Source organism: Martelella alba, from assembly GCF_005217455.1.
Classification (GTDB): Bacteria; Pseudomonadota; Gammaproteobacteria; order Enterobacterales; family Enterobacteriaceae; genus Acerihabitans.
Genome location: NZ_SZPQ01000026.1, coordinates 66,830 through 83,887, shown reverse-complemented (window position 1 = coordinate 83,887; position 17,058 = coordinate 66,830). Strand labels below are relative to the sequence as shown.

16 protein-coding genes are annotated in these 17,058 nt (G+C 52.6%); 13 read left to right on the top strand and 3 right to left on the bottom strand.

What is annotated here, in order from left to right; genetic code table 11:
• Positions 1-917 precede the first annotated feature (917 nt).
• The 4 genes from FCN80_RS17265 to spt are packed head-to-tail and all read left to right on the top strand — an operon-like array spanning position 918 to position 5,019.
• Positions 918-2,657, top strand: coding sequence for a fatty acyl-AMP ligase (locus tag FCN80_RS17265; protein WP_136991416.1), 1,740 nt, complete (start codon positions 918-920; stop codon positions 2,655-2,657).
• 14 nt (positions 2,658-2,671) lie between these two features.
• Complete coding sequence (locus FCN80_RS17260; protein WP_230492738.1) at positions 2,672-3,568, top strand: NAD-dependent epimerase/dehydratase family protein; 897 nt, start codon at positions 2,672-2,674, stop codon at positions 3,566-3,568.
• 31 nt (positions 3,569-3,599) lie between these two features.
• Positions 3,600-3,860: an acyl carrier protein gene (locus FCN80_RS17255; protein WP_136991414.1), complete on the top strand. Its 261-nt coding sequence runs from the start codon at positions 3,600-3,602 to the stop codon at positions 3,858-3,860.
• A complete protein-coding gene (spt, locus tag FCN80_RS17250) occupies positions 3,847-5,019 on the top strand; it encodes a serine palmitoyltransferase (RefSeq protein ID WP_136991413.1) in 1,173 nt (390 codons plus the stop codon). Before FCN80_RS17255 ends, spt begins: the two co-directional genes overlap by 14 nt.
• 233 nt (positions 5,020-5,252) lie before the next feature.
• Here the strand turns inward: spt and FCN80_RS17245 are convergent, their stop codons facing one another.
• Positions 5,253-5,987, bottom strand: a complete 735-nt coding sequence (locus FCN80_RS17245; RefSeq protein WP_306767893.1) for a nucleoside/nucleotide kinase family protein — start codon at positions 5,985-5,987, stop codon at positions 5,253-5,255.
• Between the two features lie 351 nt (positions 5,988-6,338).
• Between FCN80_RS17245 and FCN80_RS17240 the strand changes: the two genes are divergently transcribed.
• The 7 genes from FCN80_RS17240 (at position 6,339) to lptG (ending at position 13,149) form a co-directional block, all read left to right on the top strand.
• Positions 6,339-7,064: a nucleoside/nucleotide kinase family protein gene (locus FCN80_RS17240; RefSeq protein ID WP_170975432.1), complete on the top strand. Its 726-nt coding sequence runs from the start codon at positions 6,339-6,341 to the stop codon at positions 7,062-7,064.
• Between the two features lie 30 nt (positions 7,065-7,094).
• Complete coding sequence (locus FCN80_RS17235; RefSeq protein ID WP_136991412.1) at positions 7,095-7,850, top strand: nucleoside/nucleotide kinase family protein; 756 nt, start codon at positions 7,095-7,097, stop codon at positions 7,848-7,850.
• Positions 7,851-7,936: 86 nt separating this feature from the next.
• A complete protein-coding gene (locus FCN80_RS17230; protein WP_136991411.1) occupies positions 7,937-9,274 on the top strand; it encodes a lipopolysaccharide biosynthesis protein in 1,338 nt (445 codons plus the stop codon).
• Complete coding sequence (locus FCN80_RS17225) at positions 9,271-10,107, top strand: hypothetical protein (RefSeq protein ID WP_136991410.1); 837 nt, start codon at positions 9,271-9,273, stop codon at positions 10,105-10,107. Before FCN80_RS17230 ends, FCN80_RS17225 begins: the two co-directional genes overlap by 4 nt.
• Before the next feature lie 194 nt (positions 10,108-10,301).
• The gene (locus FCN80_RS17220) at positions 10,302-10,925 is read left to right on the top strand and encodes a YtfJ family protein (protein ID WP_136991409.1); all 624 of its coding nucleotides are present in this window, start codon (positions 10,302-10,304) and stop codon (positions 10,923-10,925) included.
• A gap of 77 nt (positions 10,926-11,002) precedes the next feature.
• Positions 11,003-12,073: an LPS export ABC transporter permease LptF gene (gene lptF, locus FCN80_RS17215; protein WP_136991408.1), complete on the top strand. Its 1,071-nt coding sequence runs from the start codon at positions 11,003-11,005 to the stop codon at positions 12,071-12,073.
• Positions 12,070-13,149 (top strand): LPS export ABC transporter permease LptG, encoded by a 1,080-nt coding sequence (gene lptG, locus FCN80_RS17210; protein WP_136991407.1) that lies wholly within the window; start codon positions 12,070-12,072, stop codon positions 13,147-13,149. Before lptF ends, lptG begins: the two co-directional genes overlap by 4 nt.
• A 44-nt stretch (positions 13,150-13,193) precedes the next feature.
• Here the strand turns inward: lptG and pdxT are convergent, their stop codons facing one another.
• On the bottom strand, positions 13,194-13,769 hold the full coding sequence (gene pdxT / locus FCN80_RS17205) for a pyridoxal 5'-phosphate synthase glutaminase subunit PdxT (RefSeq protein ID WP_136991406.1): 576 nt from the start codon (positions 13,767-13,769) through the stop codon (positions 13,194-13,196).
• 1 nt (position 13,770) lies between these two features.
• Positions 13,771-14,658, bottom strand: a complete 888-nt coding sequence (gene pdxS, locus FCN80_RS17200; protein WP_136991405.1) for a pyridoxal 5'-phosphate synthase lyase subunit PdxS — start codon at positions 14,656-14,658, stop codon at positions 13,771-13,773.
• A gap of 169 nt (positions 14,659-14,827) precedes the next feature.
• Between pdxS and FCN80_RS17195 the strand changes: the two genes are divergently transcribed.
• Both FCN80_RS17195 and FCN80_RS17190 read left to right on the top strand, forming a co-directional pair.
• Positions 14,828-16,243 (top strand): aminotransferase-like domain-containing protein, encoded by a 1,416-nt coding sequence (locus FCN80_RS17195; RefSeq protein ID WP_136991404.1) that lies wholly within the window; start codon positions 14,828-14,830, stop codon positions 16,241-16,243.
• A 224-nt stretch (positions 16,244-16,467) separates the two neighbouring features.
• The gene (locus FCN80_RS17190; RefSeq protein ID WP_136991403.1) at positions 16,468-17,019 is read left to right on the top strand and encodes an SIS domain-containing protein; all 552 of its coding nucleotides are present in this window, start codon (positions 16,468-16,470) and stop codon (positions 17,017-17,019) included.
• Positions 17,020-17,058 lie beyond the last annotated feature (39 nt).

Sequence of the window (17,058 nt, the reverse complement as noted above, 5' to 3'; positions counted from 1 at the left end):
GCGATCTTGCGCAAACTAAAGCCATGTTTATTCAACAGTTGAATTTCCACACACACCTCGTTGGGTTTCAAGGCTGCTCCAAAAAGCAGCCATCTTCTCAAAGCGGTGTATCAAGTTTCAATCGCTGGCTGTATCACATTACAACCGCTGCTCACAACGTGCGCCGGTTTTGAACGCACAGTGTTAAAATCCCCCTATGACAAGTCCGGCGCCATGGGCAGGTGATGCCCGTGGTTTATTATGGACTGGCTCTGTTCGCCACTTGGCGCCGTGGGTTACCCACGCCCGAAGTCGCCTGCCCCGCTGAGCGATTCCGGCCGTGGCCTGCCTCCCGCGACCCTGCGTCAGCCGACATATTCCATGGCGAAGTTATCGGCCAAAACCAAGCTATGTAGACGCGGTTTGCCGTGTCAGAGATCACATTATTTGCGAGCAGGATCAAACTTGACCATTTCAGTTTACTGACTTTGATCAGGAGAAGCATGGCTATTTTTTATCACTTAATGCTTTTTTCAGGTTTTGAATGATTCAATCGTTCACTTTTACTGTCTTTCGGCATAGTGTTTATGAAGCGTTTAAGTTCGGAGATAGGTATGCGCAAGATCAGCTTATTCGGACCGGCGATTATTGTCCTTTGAAGGAGGGAGTTCAAAAGACAACGATATCCGGTTCTTACAACGGTATTTATAACCTCAAATATTCATCGTTTTCAGGTGAGGGTAGGTATTGCCCATTGAAAATATCCCGCCTTAGTTTAGCGCAGGAGGGGGATGGGTAACCGTCAAATACATTATTTTGGGATAGAAATGGTCGAATAATTAACTTATTCGAAGGTACTTCTTTATAGAAAATAGTGAATCTCTCGCCAATAATTATCTGTATTTTTGGTGTTTTTTAATCTATGGCTAAGTGTGTATATGTCTGAAACAAGCTCCACGCATTTTCTCCCCATGCGTTACGCGGACTTCTCCACTCTGGTGGAGGCTCTGGATTATGCAGCGCAGGGCAGCACTGGAATGAACTTTTACGATCGCCGTAATCAGCTCATGGCTGTTTTGGAATATCGCGCGCTAAGATCGCGGGCGATATCTGGCGCAAGACGCCTGTTATCCTTGAACCTTAAAAAAGGGGATCGCGTTGCGATTATCGCGGAAACCAGCGCAAGTTTCGTAGAAGCATTTTTCGCTTGCCAATACGCCGGCTTAGTGTCGGTCCCCTTAGCCATTCCCATGGGGGTGGGCCAGCGTGATTCCTATATCGTCAAGCTACAGGGGCTGATCAAAAGTTGTAAACCCGCGGTCATCATCAGCAGTGAAGAGTGGGTACCGCTTATTCGCTCCGCCGCCGTTGACACGTCGCCCATACATATTCTCAGTAACGCTAACTTCGACGCATTGCCTGAGCTGGACATTGAACTGCAAGCGCCTTCGCCTAACGATATTGCCTATCTCCAATACACGTCGGGCAGCACTCGCTTTCCACGGGGCGTGATCATTACCCAGCGCGCGGTGATGGCCAACCTGCACGTGATAAGCCATGACGGGATCAAGCTGCGCGCGGGCGATCGCTGCGTTTCCTGGTTGCCCTTCTATCACGATATGGGCCTGGTTGGATTTTTGCTTACCCCGGTGGCAACCCAATTGTCCGTCGACTATCTGCGCACGCAAGATTTCGCCATGCGCCCGATGCAGTGGTTAAAACTGATCGCTAAAAATCGGGGTACCGTGTCCGTGGCGCCGCCCTTTGGCTACGATTTATGCTTACGCCGCAGCAACGCAAAAGACATCGCCGAACTGGATCTCTCACGTTGGCGCGTGGCCGGTGTGGGAGCGGAGTCTATCCCGGCGGAATTGCTGAACACGTTTGGCGAGCGCTTCAGCGGCAGCAACTTCGACACAAAGGCTTTCATGCCCTGCTATGGTTTAGCGGAAAACACCCTTGCGGTAAGTTTTTCCGATAACGTATCCGGCCCGCAAACCCACGAAATCGACCGGGACATTCTGGAGTATGAGGGTAAAGCGGTTGCGCCCGGTAAAAAAACACGCGTCACGTCTACCTTTGTAAATTGCGGCAAGGCGCTGCCCGGCCATCATATCGAAATTCGCAGCGAAGACGGACTGCCTTTGCCGGAACGTCAGGTCGGCCATATTTACATTTCCGGCCCGAGTCTCATGAACGGCTATTTCTGCGATGATGAATCACAGCAGCAAATCCAGGTGACCGGATGGATGGATACCGGTGATTTGGGTTATCTGTCGGAGGGGGGCCTGTACGTTACGGGTCGCAAAAAGGATTTGATCATCATTCGCGGCCGAAATATCTGGCCACAGGATATTGAGTATGTCGCGGAATCCGAGCCGGAAATTCGCTTTGGCGACGTGATTGCCTTCGTGACCGAAGAGCACGGCGAGGGCGCCAGAATTATTCTGCAAATCCAATGCAGAATCAGCGCCGAGGAGCGACGGACGCAGATCGTCCATTCGTTGAGCGCCCGCATTCAAAGCGAGTTCGGCGTTGCCGTGCATATCGAGCTGTTGCCGCCTCATAGTATCCCCCGCACTTCATCGGGAAAACCCGCGCGCGCGGAGGCCAAGAAGCGTTGGTTAACCGCCTTACATTGTCCGCAAGTGCAACAACTGGCGGGCTTCGCGCAATGACAGGAACGGTGGCAGTGACTGGCGCAACCGGTTTTATTGGCCGGCACATCGTTCAGAATCTGCTTTCCCATGGTTTTACCGTGCGCGCCCTCACCCGGCGCGCGAGGGAAACCTCAACCGATCGCTTGATTTGGATTCCCGGCGAGCTGGAAGATCGGAACTCGCTCGCCGAGTTGGTGCGCGGCGCGGAATTCGTCGTTCATTGCGCGGGCCAGGTTCGCGGGCATTCGGAAGAAACGTTTACCCAATGTAATGTTAACGGCAGCCTGCGCTTGATGCAGGTAACCAGACAAACCGGTGGGTGTAAACGTTTCTTGTATCTGTCTTCTCTTGCCGCCCGCCACCCTGAACTGTCCTGGTACGCGAATTCAAAATATGTCGCCGAACAGCAATTAATCGCGCTGTCCGGAGAGTTTTCTCTGGGGATCTTCCGTCCAACCGCGGTTTATGGACCGGGTGATAAAGAGCTGAAACCGCTATTTAACGGAATGTTACGCGGTATTCTCCCCCGGCTGGGGTCGCCGGAGGCGAAACTGTCTTTTCTCCATGTGAGCGATTTGGCGGACGCGGTCAATCAATGGTTATCGGCCGAGAATCCGCGGTCGGGTATCTATGAGCTTTGCGACGGCGTCAGCGGGGGTTACGACTGGCGGCGTTTACAGGAAATTGGCGCGTCGGTACGCCGGGGTCCCGTGCATTTAGTGGGAATTTCCCCGCGGCTCCTTAATGTCATGGCGGATATCAGTATTCTGTGGAACCGTTTGGCCAAAACGGAACCGATGCTGACGCACAGCAAAATAGGTGAGTTAACACATCAGGACTGGTCCGCCAGCAATCGAAGCCTGTCCGAAAACATCCATTGGTTTCCCAAAGTGAGTTTGGAGCGCGCGCTGCGCGAGGGTTTATTTTAATTGTCTTGAGTAGAGGTTTGCCAACGTACTTATGCTAAATCGCGATACGGTGATGGATGATATTCTTGCCTGCTTACAGGATATCGTCGAAGGCGAATTAGAAATAAAACCTGATAGTGATCTCGTCAATGATCTTGGACTGGAGTCCATCAGAGTATTAAGCCTGTTGATGATGTTAGAGGACAAGCTGGATATTTCCATTCCCATCAATATATTACTCGATGTCAGAACGCCAGAGCAGTTGCTCGACGCGCTACTTCCCCACCTGGAGAATAGCCATGGGTCTTTATGATAAATTCACACGGCTTGCCAACGAGCGTCAGCAATTTCAGGCAACGGGCCTGAATCCATTCGGCGTCTGCATTGACGAGGTGTATTCCTCAACCGCGGGCCGTATCGGCAATCGGGAAATTGTGCTCGCCGGGACAAATAACTACCTTGGCCTGACCTTCGATACACAGGCTATCGCCGCGGGTCAGGCCGCATTGGCCGCACAGGGCACCGGCACGACGGGTTCCCGCATGGCCAATGGCAGTTACCGCGCCCACCTGGCTTTAGAGCAGGAGCTGGCGGAATTTTTTAATAAACCGACCGCTATCGTCTTTTCCACGGGATATACCGCGAATCTGGGCGTGATCAGCACGCTGGCGGGCCCCGGTTCGGTGGTGTTGTTAGACGCGGATAGCCATGCAAGCATTTACGATGCCTGTGCCCTTGGCGGCGCGGATGTTATCCGTTTCCGTCACAACGACGCCAACGATCTGGAGCGCCGTATGGCGCGCCTGGGCGAGCGGGCCCGAGACGCCATCATTATCGTCGAAGGCCTATACAGCATGCTGGGCGATGTCGCTCCCCTGGTTGACATCGTCGACATTAAACGGCGGTTTGGCGGGTATCTGCTCGTGGATGAGGCACACGCTTTCGGCGTTATGGGCGACCACGGCCGGGGCCTCGCTGAAGCGTTGGGCGTCGAGCAAGACGTTGATATCGTATTGGGCACGTTCAGTAAGAGCCTGGCCTCCATTGGCGGATTCGCCATCGGCGGCAAAGCCATGGAGGTGCTGCGTTACAGCAGCCGCCCCTACATTTTTACCGCTTCGCCATCGCCATCATGCATCGCCTCGGTGCGTTCATCCTTACGGAAAATCGCCCATCATCCCGAGTTGCGGGAGAAGCTCTGGAAAAATGCCCATCGACTCTATCACGGACTGGCCAAGCTGGGCTACGAGCTGGGTCCTCACATCAGCCCGGTGGTTCCGGTCATGATTGGCGCGAAGGAGGACGGTCTTCGTTTCTGGCGCGATCTGATAGCAAACGGTGTGTATGTCAATCTGGTGTTACCGCCGGCAGCGCCGTCAGGCATGACGCTTCTGCGTTGCAGCGTCAATGCCGCGCACACAGAGGACGATATCGATGCGATCATTCATGCTTTTGCGGTGCTCAAGAAGTAACGCTTTTCATACGGCCCAGAAGGGAAACGTGGGCCGCGTTCATGGGCGGTCTTTCTTGGCCTGTTGTCCACACTCGGCTGGCCGCGGGTAGCAGCCCAGCTAACGCTGTGACTGGGGTGAGCAAGCGCGGCCGACCAAGCGGCAACGTGCGGTAGGATGTATAATGTGCCGAAAAGCGCTCTCGGCACGGGTATGATGCGTTACTGAATCTTTAACGAAACAGCTATGTCCGGTTAGGAGTTCACCACCGACTCACTCTCGACAACGTAACGATATCCATGGGTTGCCATGAATTTCGCTACGGCCTCCTTTGCGGCGCAAAGCACTTCATCAATGGGTTTATTGGCGTCGATATCCACGATCTCCGCGCCGCCAAACGTCAGCAGCGGTGTTATCGCAATCTTTTTTTCCAACGAAGCTTTGCGGTGATCGGGCTTGCGCGCGCAGGCGACATCCACATCAACATGTAACTTTATAACCAAATCCGGCTTATGCCCGGCCATCCATTGGAAAGCGGCGCGCTCGCGATGGGCCAGCCATAGGACAAGGAAGTTTCCTTTGGCGTTGGCAGGGAATGCCGTGCCATCGTATGCGCCGGGGATTTGCGCCTGTGGGAAACGGTCGGTTAAAACGATGAAACCTTTTCGGCGGAAGGCCAGCATACGATGAAAACGCCGCAGCCGACGCAAAACGAAAGTGATGATCACCAACGCCGGCAGCAAACCAAGGCGGGATTTCGCGGATTTGACCTTTTGTGTATTACGATCGATGGCCTTGCCAAAAACATTGCCCATAAGCGGGAGCCGTGATACGGCGCGCCCGACATTGCCCGCCTGCTTCCCCAGATGCACCCTGACTGCCGGACCATATTTTTTCACATCGACGATCAGATTTTCACAGACAGTTGACTTACCAGAGCCGTCACTGCCAATAACCGCAATGAGCGGCGGTATTTTTGTACTCATCATGAGATTCTCTTCTTAGATATTTGAAAGATATACCCCTTCAAGTGTGAAATCGCTGAGTGTCGTTCTCATATTAGCGAAAACGAATTTTCTATTAGGATACGATTAAGCACAAAATATTAAGTATTGAGTAAAATAGTCGTTCCATAACCCCGGCTGCCACCATGGTTTATTAACATAAAAGGCGAAAATAAAAATCTTGTCAACGATCCGCACAAAAGAACAAGACAAGCATAAAAAATACACGTTCAAAATATTCAACGCAGCCTATTATTATCTTTGTGGCGGATAATAAATATCTTGAACCTAAGATGGATTAGAATACAATAGTTTTTTTACAATGGATCGATTATTATGAGCCAACGCATAAGATCCCTATCTCATCATCCTCCTGTGCGGGTAATTGCAATAACAGGCTGTGATGGTGCGGGAAAATCAACCCTGGCCGCCAGCCTGGTTGAGTGTCTGTCCGCACGAGAACCGACTAAGCTGTTTTATCTCGGCCAGTCTTCGGGACGCATAGGGAGAGGGTTACGGGGTCTGCCCATTATTGGCGCGCCTTTTGGTCGTTATTTGCTGGCCAAGTCCGAACATGTGCATGCGCATCCTTCAATGCCGCCGGACAATATAACGACGCTCGTAATCTTTTTACTGTCTTATTGGCGGGTTTATAAGTTTCGCCGAATGCTGGTGAAAAGCCGTCGGGGTCAATTGCTGGTTACCGATCGTTATCCTCAAGCGGAAGTGGCGGGTTTTCGTTTCGATGGGCCGCAGTTGGCAAAAACCGTCGGCGGTAATCGCTGGGTACGATGGTTGCGGAAACGTGAGAAGGCACTTTATCAGTGGATGGCGTCTTATCCGCCGTTGCTGTTGATTCGTCTCGCTGTCGATGAACAAACGGCGTACTCGCGTAAGCCCGATCACGCGTTGTCCGCTTTGCGTGAAAAGATTGCCGTTATTCCGTATCTGACTTTTAACGGCGCGAAGATACTCGATTTAGATGGCCGGGAGCCGGCGAGCAAAATTCTTGATAAATCACTTCGAGCGATTCAGACCTCGCTGATGACATCAGAAACGTAGTCCTTTGTTTATCGGTTTATATTGTGGCGAATGCAAAAAAATAAATTAACTACAGAACATGATCGATCTTCTGCCTGCGTCGCCGGCCTTATCGCGGTTGTGGGGAGTGACGGCACCGGTAAATCCACGCTTACCGCTGACTTGGTTAAAAATTTGCAAAAATACCGGGCGACGGAAAGACGTTATTTAGGGCTCATTTCCGGGGAAGATGGCGACAAGATTAAACGTTTGCCGTTAATTGGCATATGGCTGGAACGACGTTTGGCGGCCAAATCCGATAAGACTCAACGCATGACGAGTCAATCGCCACCCCTTTGGGCGGCGCTGATTATGTATGGCTTTTCGTTGTGGCGTGTGGCTAATTTACGCAAAGCCCGTCGCCTGGCGCGACGCGGCGTGCTGGTCATTAGCGATCGCTATCCGCAGGCGGAGATTTCGGGTTTTTATTATGACGGGCCTGGTATTGGCGTCGAACGGGCAAGGGGCTGGCTGACGAGGCGTTTGGCCGCGCGTGAGCACCGCTTGTATCAACGAATGGCCGTATATCGCCCTGAACTTATTATTCGTCTTGATATTGATGTAGAGACAGCTTTTTTACGTAAGCCCGATCATCGTTACGACGAGCTGAAGGACAAAATTTCCGCCATGGTCCGCTTACAATACAACGGTTCCAGAATTATTGAGCTTGATGCCAGAGCCCCCTATGATGAGGTCTTAAAAAACGCGCTCAGCGCCATTTGTTCCGTGGTCATGCCCGCTCAGCGGACGAATGTCCACCCCGGGTAGCGATGGGGTGTTATAGGCCTGTCACACTTCAAGTTGCCTCTTTGAGGGCTGCGTGCGCAACCAACAAGCAGGGTTGAGTTTTTACCATGAAATATGGGTTTTCCGATGGCGCTTTTCGTTCCATTCTCCGTAACGCCGCCTATTTAGGCTCCGGTAGCGTGGCAAGCGCTTTACTCGGGCTGCTTGCGCTTTCTTGCGCGGGTAAAGGCATGTCGCCCGAGATGTTCGGCGTGCTTGTCGTCATTCAAGCCTATACCAAAGCAATCAGTGATTTCATCAAGTTCCAGACATGGCAATTTGTCGTGCAATTCGGCACGCCGGCCTTGGAACATCAGAACCTTCAGCGATTCCGTGACGTGATTTCATTTTCATTCGGTTTGGATATCGCGAGCGGGGCCGTTGCCATACTGTGTGGCATGTTGCTGCTTCCTTTTCTTTCCCACGCCCTGGGGCTGAATGCACAAAGTTTTTGGCTTGCCATTCTGTATTGCACGTTGATTCCTTCCATGACCTCGTCCACCCCGACAGGGGTGTTACGGGCGTTTAACCGCTTCGATTTGATTGCCGTTCAACAGGCCATCAAGCCTTTACTGCAAGCATTCGGCAGTGTCCTATCTTATTACTTTAACTTTGGATTCCCGGGATTCATCATAACCTGGTATGCCGCGAACGTGATTGGCGGAACATTGTTCTGGTGGTTCACCGCACGGGAGTTGCGCCGCCGGGATATTCATAACGCGCTCAAGCCGCGTTTATTCAAGACGGCGCGCCGTATCGAAGGCGCCTGGAATTTTGTGTGGACAACCAATTTTGCGCACACGATCTGGGCCGCGCGTAACTCTTGCACCACCGTTTTGGTCGGTGTTGTCCTGGGGCCGGCCGCCGCCGGATTATTTAAAATCGCCATGACCTTCTTTGATGCCACGGGAACGCCGGCCAAGCTGCTGGAGAAGAGTTTCTACCCTGAAGTCATGCGATTGGACCCCCGCACGACCAAACCCTGGCTGCTGGGACTTCGGTCGGCATTGCTGGCCGGCGGCATTGGCGTGGTCGTGGTCCTTCTCGTCATCGTTGTTGGAAGACCGTTAATCTCGCTGGTATTCGGTAGTGCCTACTTACAAGCTTATGATTTAATCGAAATCATGCTGGGGGCCATTATTGTCTCCATGCTGGGCTTTCCTCAGGAGTCTTTACTGTTTATGGCGGGTAAACAACGGGCCTTTTTAATCGCCCAGACGTTTGCCTCGGCATCATATATTGCGCTTTTGGTCCTGATGTCGTCTGTCTTTGGTGTGCAAGGCGCCGCTTTCGCGTATTTAATCGGCCAATGTTTAGACGTTCTTTCGTCTTTCATACCGACAATAAGGGCTTACCGTAATCGCTGTTTATTAGGGTTTAAGGTGCCCAGAGAGAGTAATCAATGATAACTGGCAACAATTGGAAAACTTTTCCGGCTGAAACGACACGATTACTCTTTACCGCAGTAGAAGAAGATGACCGTGTTGAGGCAGATATCAGCCTGCCGCAACATATCGATTTGTGCTGCCCACAGAGAAGCATCGAAGATAATTATGCGCTATGTTTGCAGTTTTGGGAGGAGGGTGTTTCCCGCCTGGAACTATTACAACTGGTAAACGATTTTCTCAGAAACCCGGCATTGCCCGCAACCACGCACATGCGATACAAATATATTCGCGCGCGGTATAAACATTTACGTTTTGCCCAGCGGCTTTACGGCAAAAAACACCATTCCGGTCGTCTTTTCCACAGAACGACTGTTGTGCTCGGGCATTTTCAAGATGCTTATCGTAATGGCAATAAACGCCGTTTGAGATTTTACGGTAATATTCTTCGGGTTTTACTCAGTCATCCGATTTGGTCGCTGGTTCACCATGCACTGCGCCATATTCATCTGGAAACCGAGAACGGTTTTATCGCCTACCGTCAGGAACAAATGCGTTTACTGCAAAGGCTAATCGCTAACCCCGAGCTTACTGGAAAGCAGTTTCACGACGCGCGGAAGATCATCGGCCAGCAGGTTTCTTTCTATGATACGTTGCGATCCCTTGATCCGGACAACCGCGAGGCCCGGCAAATTTCCCGATTTCTGGCCGCCATCAACGGGTTGATGGGGGACCGGCATGATGTGATGGTGGCGGATAAGCTGGCCGGCGGTAATGCCTATGACCGCCCGGCGAGGTTGGATATTGATATCTGTCGGCGTCTGGAGTTATTGCTCAGGCGATATCCAACTTAAATGAAAGGAGCATAGCTCGCTATGTGACTGGGGTGAACGAGCGCAGCCAACAAAGAGGCAACGTGAAGTATGACGAGTATCTACTCTAAATAATTCACGTTGCATCGCGGCGGCAAGCGAGTGAGTCCCCAGGAGCATAGCTCACTATGTGACTGGGGTGAGCGAGCGCAGCCAACAAGGAGGCAACGTGAAGTATGACGAGTAGCGTTAAAAACTCAAGCGGTCAAACCACCCTCCAACATAAACACGGGACGGCTTTACGCGGGTTATTGATGATGTTGCTGCTGCTGTTCCCGTTAATATCATCGGCACATAATTTTATGCTCGGCCAATCCGTCGCGCCGGTTGTCATTACGGCGCGAGGGGAGTTGATTTTGAAGAATGGCCAATTCAGCTATAAGACATGGCGGAGTTCGGAACTGGCGGGCAAGGTTCGCGTTATGCAGTATATCGCCGGGCGCACGTCGGCAAAAAAGAAGAATCAGATGCTGATTACCGCCGTGAAAGAAGCGAATTTTCCAAGGGATCGTTTTCAGCCGACCACCATTGTCAATACTGACGATGCTATCCCCGGTTCGGGCTTTTTCGTGCGCGGTAAGATTGAGAAAAACAAGAAAAATTATCCTTGGGCGCAGTTCATTGTTGATAGTGATGGATTGGCCCGCAAGGCCTGGCGACTGCCTGAAGAAAGTTCAACCATTGTTGTGCTGGATAACTCCGGCCGCGTTCAATGGGCAAAAGATGGCGCCTTGTCGCCGAATGACGTTGATTTGGTGATCGCTTTGCTGCGCAAACTGATAAGCCGTGATCAACCATGAAGGGAAAGAGAAAACGGGCGGACGCCGGCGCCGTTCCGGGCGGGACTATGCTGGGTAACGAGGAGCGCGAGTAGCTTATGTATTTGATTGAGCGCTATATCATGGTTGAAATCCGCCGCTTGGTGATGATTATCGTGGGTTTTCTGATTTTCATGTATGCCAGTTTTTCTGCCCAGCGATACCTGACGGACGCGGCCAACGGGACATTGGCGTTAGCGGTCGTTCTCAAGGTTGTATTCTATAAGATATTAATTTCTCTAGATATTATTATGCCGGCGAGCCTTTATGTCTCGGTCGCGATTGTGCTGGGCCAGCTTTATCACGATTCTGAAATCACCGCCCTTCACGCGTCTGGCTTCAGCCCGTGGCGGCTTTACAAGGCGGTGATGATACTGGCCGCGCCGCTGGCCCTGTTTGCCACCCTGCTTTCCCTGTATGGCAGGCCCTGGGCCTACGCCAATATCTATCAGTTGAAACAACAGTCACAGTCAGTGCTGGACGTGGGCCATTTACAGGCCGATAAGTTCAATGCGAATGGCGGCGGCCGGATGATCCTCGCCAGGCATATTGATCCGGCATCGCAGCACCTTACGGATGTTTTAATCTATTCACGCTCTGAAAATAACACCGACCTCTATAGGGCGCGTTCCGTTGACGTTATCGATCCCTCTCCCACAAACCCCACCGTAATGCTGAAATCAGGCACGGCCTATGTGCTGGATCGCCAGGGCACAGATGACATTATGCAAAATTACACGCATTATCGCATGGCGCTTAAACCACTTAACCAAAGCATCGAAACTACCCATAAATCGGCATCGGTGGAAGCGTTATCCCACTCGTCTGACCCCGCCGATACGGCGGAATTGCAATGGCGGGAAAGCCGCGGAGTGATCACCATTCTTATGGTATTATTGGCTATTCCGTTAAGCCGCGCCAAACCCCGACAGGATCGTTATGCGACATTATTACCGCTGACGGTCTTGTTTACCGCTATTTTTTATGGCGGGAATATCTGCCGCACATTAGTCGCCAACGGTACTCTCCCTATTATTCCCGGCGTCTGGTCAGTTTCTCTACTTATGTTGCTGGGGCTTGCCATTCTGGTTGCGCGCGATCTCTCACTGTTGCGGAAACCCTTTTTATGAATATCTTCAGCCGTTATCTGATTCGGAATGTGTTCATGGGTTTTGCCGCCGCCGCCGGATTGTTAATCCCGCTGTTTACCACATTCAATTTGATAAACGAGCTCGAGGATGTCACTCCCAATGGATACCATTGGACTCAGGCCTTGCTGGTTGTGTTGATGACATTACCCCGAAGTCTTATCGATCTTGGTCCCTTTATTGCGCTACTGGGCAGCATCGCCGGACTTGGCCAATTATCCAAAAGCCTGGAACTGACGGCGATCCGTACCGCCGGATTGTCCATTTTCAGCATTGCGCGGGTTCTTTTTTATGCCGGTTTGCTTATGAACCTGTCATTAGGCATTCTGAATGAATGGGTCGCCTCGCCAATGCAACAATATGCCTTGCAAATCAAGGATACCGCTGTCGCTAAGGCGGGGGATGCCGGCAACACGGGCAACGCGTTGTGGGCAAGGCGCGGTAATGAATTCGTTACGGTAAAGTCCCTGGATGAACATCAGCAGCCCGTCGGAATTGAGATATTTCATTACCGGACCGATCTGTCGCTGGCATCTTATATCTACGCGGGGAAAGCCACTATTATCAATAACGGGGTCTGGATTTTGCATAACGTTATGCAGAAAAATTGGCAGGACAACAAAGAATCGGTACAAACACATGCCGATTTACGCTGGCAATCCCTCTTTTCCGGAATGAGCCTGAAAGCACTGACCCTGCCCGCCGATAGCTTCTCTATCAATCAGCTAAATCATTATATCGATTATCTGAAAAATACCGGGCAGCCCAGCATTGAATATCGAATTGCTTTATGGAAAAAGCTGGGCCAGTCTATTCTGGTTGTGGCCATGATGTTATTAGCAATCCCGTTTACCTTCAGTATTCCCCGCAGGCCCGGACTGGGCAGTCGCTTGGCCGTGGGGGTTATCGTTGGCCTTCTCACCTACATTGTCTACCAGATCATTCTCAACCTGGGGCTGTTATTTTCTCTGAATGTGCCATTAACGGCCCTGATTCCGCCGATTTTGCTTTTGATTATCGCGTTGGCATTGGTTTATCGTTTCGATAAACAACACTAGGTCGACCGGCCACGCGGGATAATGGGAAAACGTGGCCGGCGCGATTACCGGGTTGTTATTTTATTGACGAAATAGTTGAACACCGAATTGTCCGCCGTCAGTTCAGGATGGAAAGCGCACACCAGGATGTTTCCCTGCTCCGCCATCACAATTTTGTCTTCATAATGCGCCAGCGCCGTGACCTGGCTGCCCACCGACTGAATAAAGGGCGCCCGGATAAACACGGCGGGGATAGACTGGCCAAACGCCTCGACCGCAATCAGGGTTTCGAAGCTGTCTATTTGCCTGCCGAACCCGTTGCGGGTGACGCAAATATCAATCAACCCCAGGGGCGTGACCCGATTTTCACTGTCAGGCACTTCCCTGCTGCACATGATCAACCCGGCACATGTCCCCAACACGGGGCGATCGCGGGCAAAATCCTTTATGGGCGCAAAGAGGCCGCCGGTGTGTATCAGGCGGCTGATGGCGGTGGACTCGCCGCCGGGAATGATGAGCGCATCGACATTCCCTAGACCGGCGCGATTTTTCACCGCAACCGCGCTCACCCCCATCCCGCGCAATTTAAGCATGTGTTCGCTGACATCACCCTGCAACGCCAGCACCCCTACCATCGCCATATTACCACCCTCTTTCCTGCATGCGTTGCTCCGCCGTCAGCGCGGCGATATCGATGCCCTTCATCGGGGTGCCCAGACCTTTCGATAATTCGGCCAACAGGGGATAGTCTTCATAATGCGTGGTGGCCTGGACAATCGCCTTGGCAAATTTCGCCGGGTCGTCTGATTTGAATATCCCGGATCCGACAAACACGCCATCCGCGCCCAGCAGCATCATTAATGCGGCGTCCGCGGGGGTGGCCACGCCACCGGCGGCGAAATTCACCACCGGCAATCTGCCCGCTTCCTTGAGCTGTCGCAGCAGTTCATAGGGCGCGCCCAACTCCTTGGCAAGCGACATCAATTCTTCTTCGTTTTTGCCGGCGACAATGCGAATTTGTTCGTTGACTTTACGCATATGCCGGACCGCCTCCACGATATTCCCGGTACCCGGTTCGCCTTTGGTGCGCAACATGGACGCCCCTTCGCCGATACGCCGCAACGCCTCGCCCAAATCCCGGCAGCCGCAGACGAACGGCACGGAAAAGTCGCGTTTTAAAATATGGAACTCTTCATCCGCCGGGGTCAGGACTTCGCTTTCATCAATATAATCCACCCCCAGCGCTTCGAGGATTTTCGCCTCGGCAATATGGCCGATTCGGGCTTTTGCCATCACCGGGATGGTGACGGCCTCCATGACCTGCATAATGATCTGAGGGTCGGCCATCCGCGCCACGCCGCCGGCGGCACGAATATCAGACGGTACCCGCTCCAAGGCCATTACCGCGACCGCCCCCGCATCCTCGGCGATTTTCGCCTGTTCCGCGTTGACGACATCCATGATCACCCCGCCTTTTTGCATTCTGGCCATACCGCGTTTCACTTTCTCAGAACCTGTTGTCTTGTCCATTGCGACTCCCGTCAATTAGAAATAATCCCGTCTATATTTATCCCCGCGAGGAAGCAAAACCACCTCCAATTGGTTGTTATTTTACCATCCAATTTGCTACTATCCGTGCTGGCGTCCGTGGTCGAACGGCGCCGATCGCGACGATTGCGTCAAAAGGTGTCGTAAAGCCATGTGGTCATTACCGAAGGTTGCAGAAGAGAAAAAACCGTTATACCGGCAGATTATCGGGCTGGTGGAAGACGGTATCGTCAACGGTATGCTCAATGCCGGCGATCGCCTGCCCTCGGAGCGCCAGCTCAGCGCGTTGCTGGATGTCAACCGTTCGACGGTCATCGTTGCGCTGGATAAGCTGGTGGACCGGGGCGTCCTGGTCCGTAAGCAAGGCAGCGGCACTTTTGTCAATCCGGAAAAGTGGGGGCTGCAATCCTACCCGGTGCTTAATTGGTCCGCGGCGGGCCGTGACGGCAAACGCCAAAAGCCGGATGATTACGTCATCCGGGCCGACCGGTTAAGAAAAAAAGCCGCCATGGCGCATACCCCCGTGTGGGATTTGGCCAGCGGCAGCATTCCCGCCGACTTGCTGCCGGTTCAGACCTTTCCTGAACTCTCCTGGTATAACTTGTGCGCCCAAGAGCAGGATGCCGAAAATGCCTTGCTGGGGTTGTATTCTTTCCGTGAGACCGTTCGGCGCCATTTACAGAAAAGGCTTAATCTCGGCGTCGAAACGGAGCAGATTCTGATTACGTCCGGCGCCCAGCAGGCATTGTTTCTGATAGCGCAAACATTGCTTAAACCGGGCGATATTATTGGCATTGAGGCGCCGTCCTATTTTTATCTGTTGCCGATTTTCAGATCATCCGGATTGCGCATTTGCCGCTTGCCCGTCGATGAACAAGGCATCATCCCAGATAAGCTCACGCAGATGGCCGAGAAAAACCCGTTGAAGATGGTGTTCCTTAATCCCATCTTCCAGAATCCGACCGGTTATGTCATGGGCGAGGAGCGGAAAAAAACCTTATTGCAAATTTGCCGGATAAAACACATCCCCATTGTTGAGGATGACGCCTACAGCCTATTATCGTTCGATTCGAAAACCGATATCACCCCGTTAAAAAAATATGATCTGCACCAACAGGTTATTTATATCGGCTCGCTGTCAAAATATATCGGCAATAATATCCGTGCCGGCTGGCTGATTGCGCCAAAAACCATTGTGGCGAAATTAGCCGATGTCCGCCAGCAGATAGATGCGGGTCTGAGCGCGCTGCCCCAGCTTTTGGCCGAACACTATCTTTTGAACCATATTGATATGCATACGGCCCATCTCCAGACGCAACTCGCCCGGCGGGCCGAACAGATGCGGCATTGGCTGAAATCGAGCTATCCTAATGATTTTTCGTTAAAAAATGGTCATGGCGGGTTTTATCTTTATGGTAGATTCACCCCGTCGGCCTCTGGCCGAACCTATGATGGGATACTGATTGAGTTACTGGAAAAGAATATCATCGTTGCCCGAGGCAGGGATTTCGGCGATACCGCCGATGCCATCCGCCTCAATTATGCCCATTTTCCCCACCACGGGTAATCCGTGAGATCCCGTTGATCCGTGAAATACCCGGCGTGGCAAAAACGAGACATTGAATCGGGCCAAAATCCCTCGGCTTGTTTCGATAAAACCAAGCGGATCACAGTTACGTTATCGAATCGCTTATATAATTGTAAATATAAATTTACATATGCATATCGACCACAGGTCAAGCGGTCCCTTTAGCGGCGCCAGTGGTCGGCGATTCCGGCGGAGGGGAAGGCATGACCACATTTATTGAGCGGGCGCTGGGTGAACTGGCCGCTGTGCTGGCCAAGGTGGACGATGGCGCGATCGGACAGGCGGTCACGCGTATCCGACAATCGCGGCGCATCGCGCTGTATGGCGTCGGCCGGGAGGGATTACAAATTAAAGGCTTCGCCATGCGCCTTTATCATCTGGGACTGAGTGCCTCAGTGGTGGGGGATATGACCACGCCGCCGCTCGGCAGCGGCGACATGCTGATAGTATCGGCAGGCCCCGGCCGTTTCTCCACCGTGGAGGCACTGCTGGTCACCGCGCGACGGGCCGGCGCCGCCACGCTGTGCCTGACCGCGCAACCGGGCGGCGCATGTGCCGTCATGGCCGACCAGGTGGTGGTCGTGCCGGCCCAGACCATGGCCGACAATCCGGTTGCCGGCGGCTCGGTGCTGCCCATGGGGTCGCTTTACGAGGGCGCGCTCTATTTGCTGTTCGAAAGTATGGTGGCCCGCTTACAGCAAGCGCTCCGCCTTAGCGACACGGCGATGGCCGCCAACCATACCAATCTGGAATGATGGCTGAGGCAGGCCGTCGCGCCGGTGAAATATGCTATA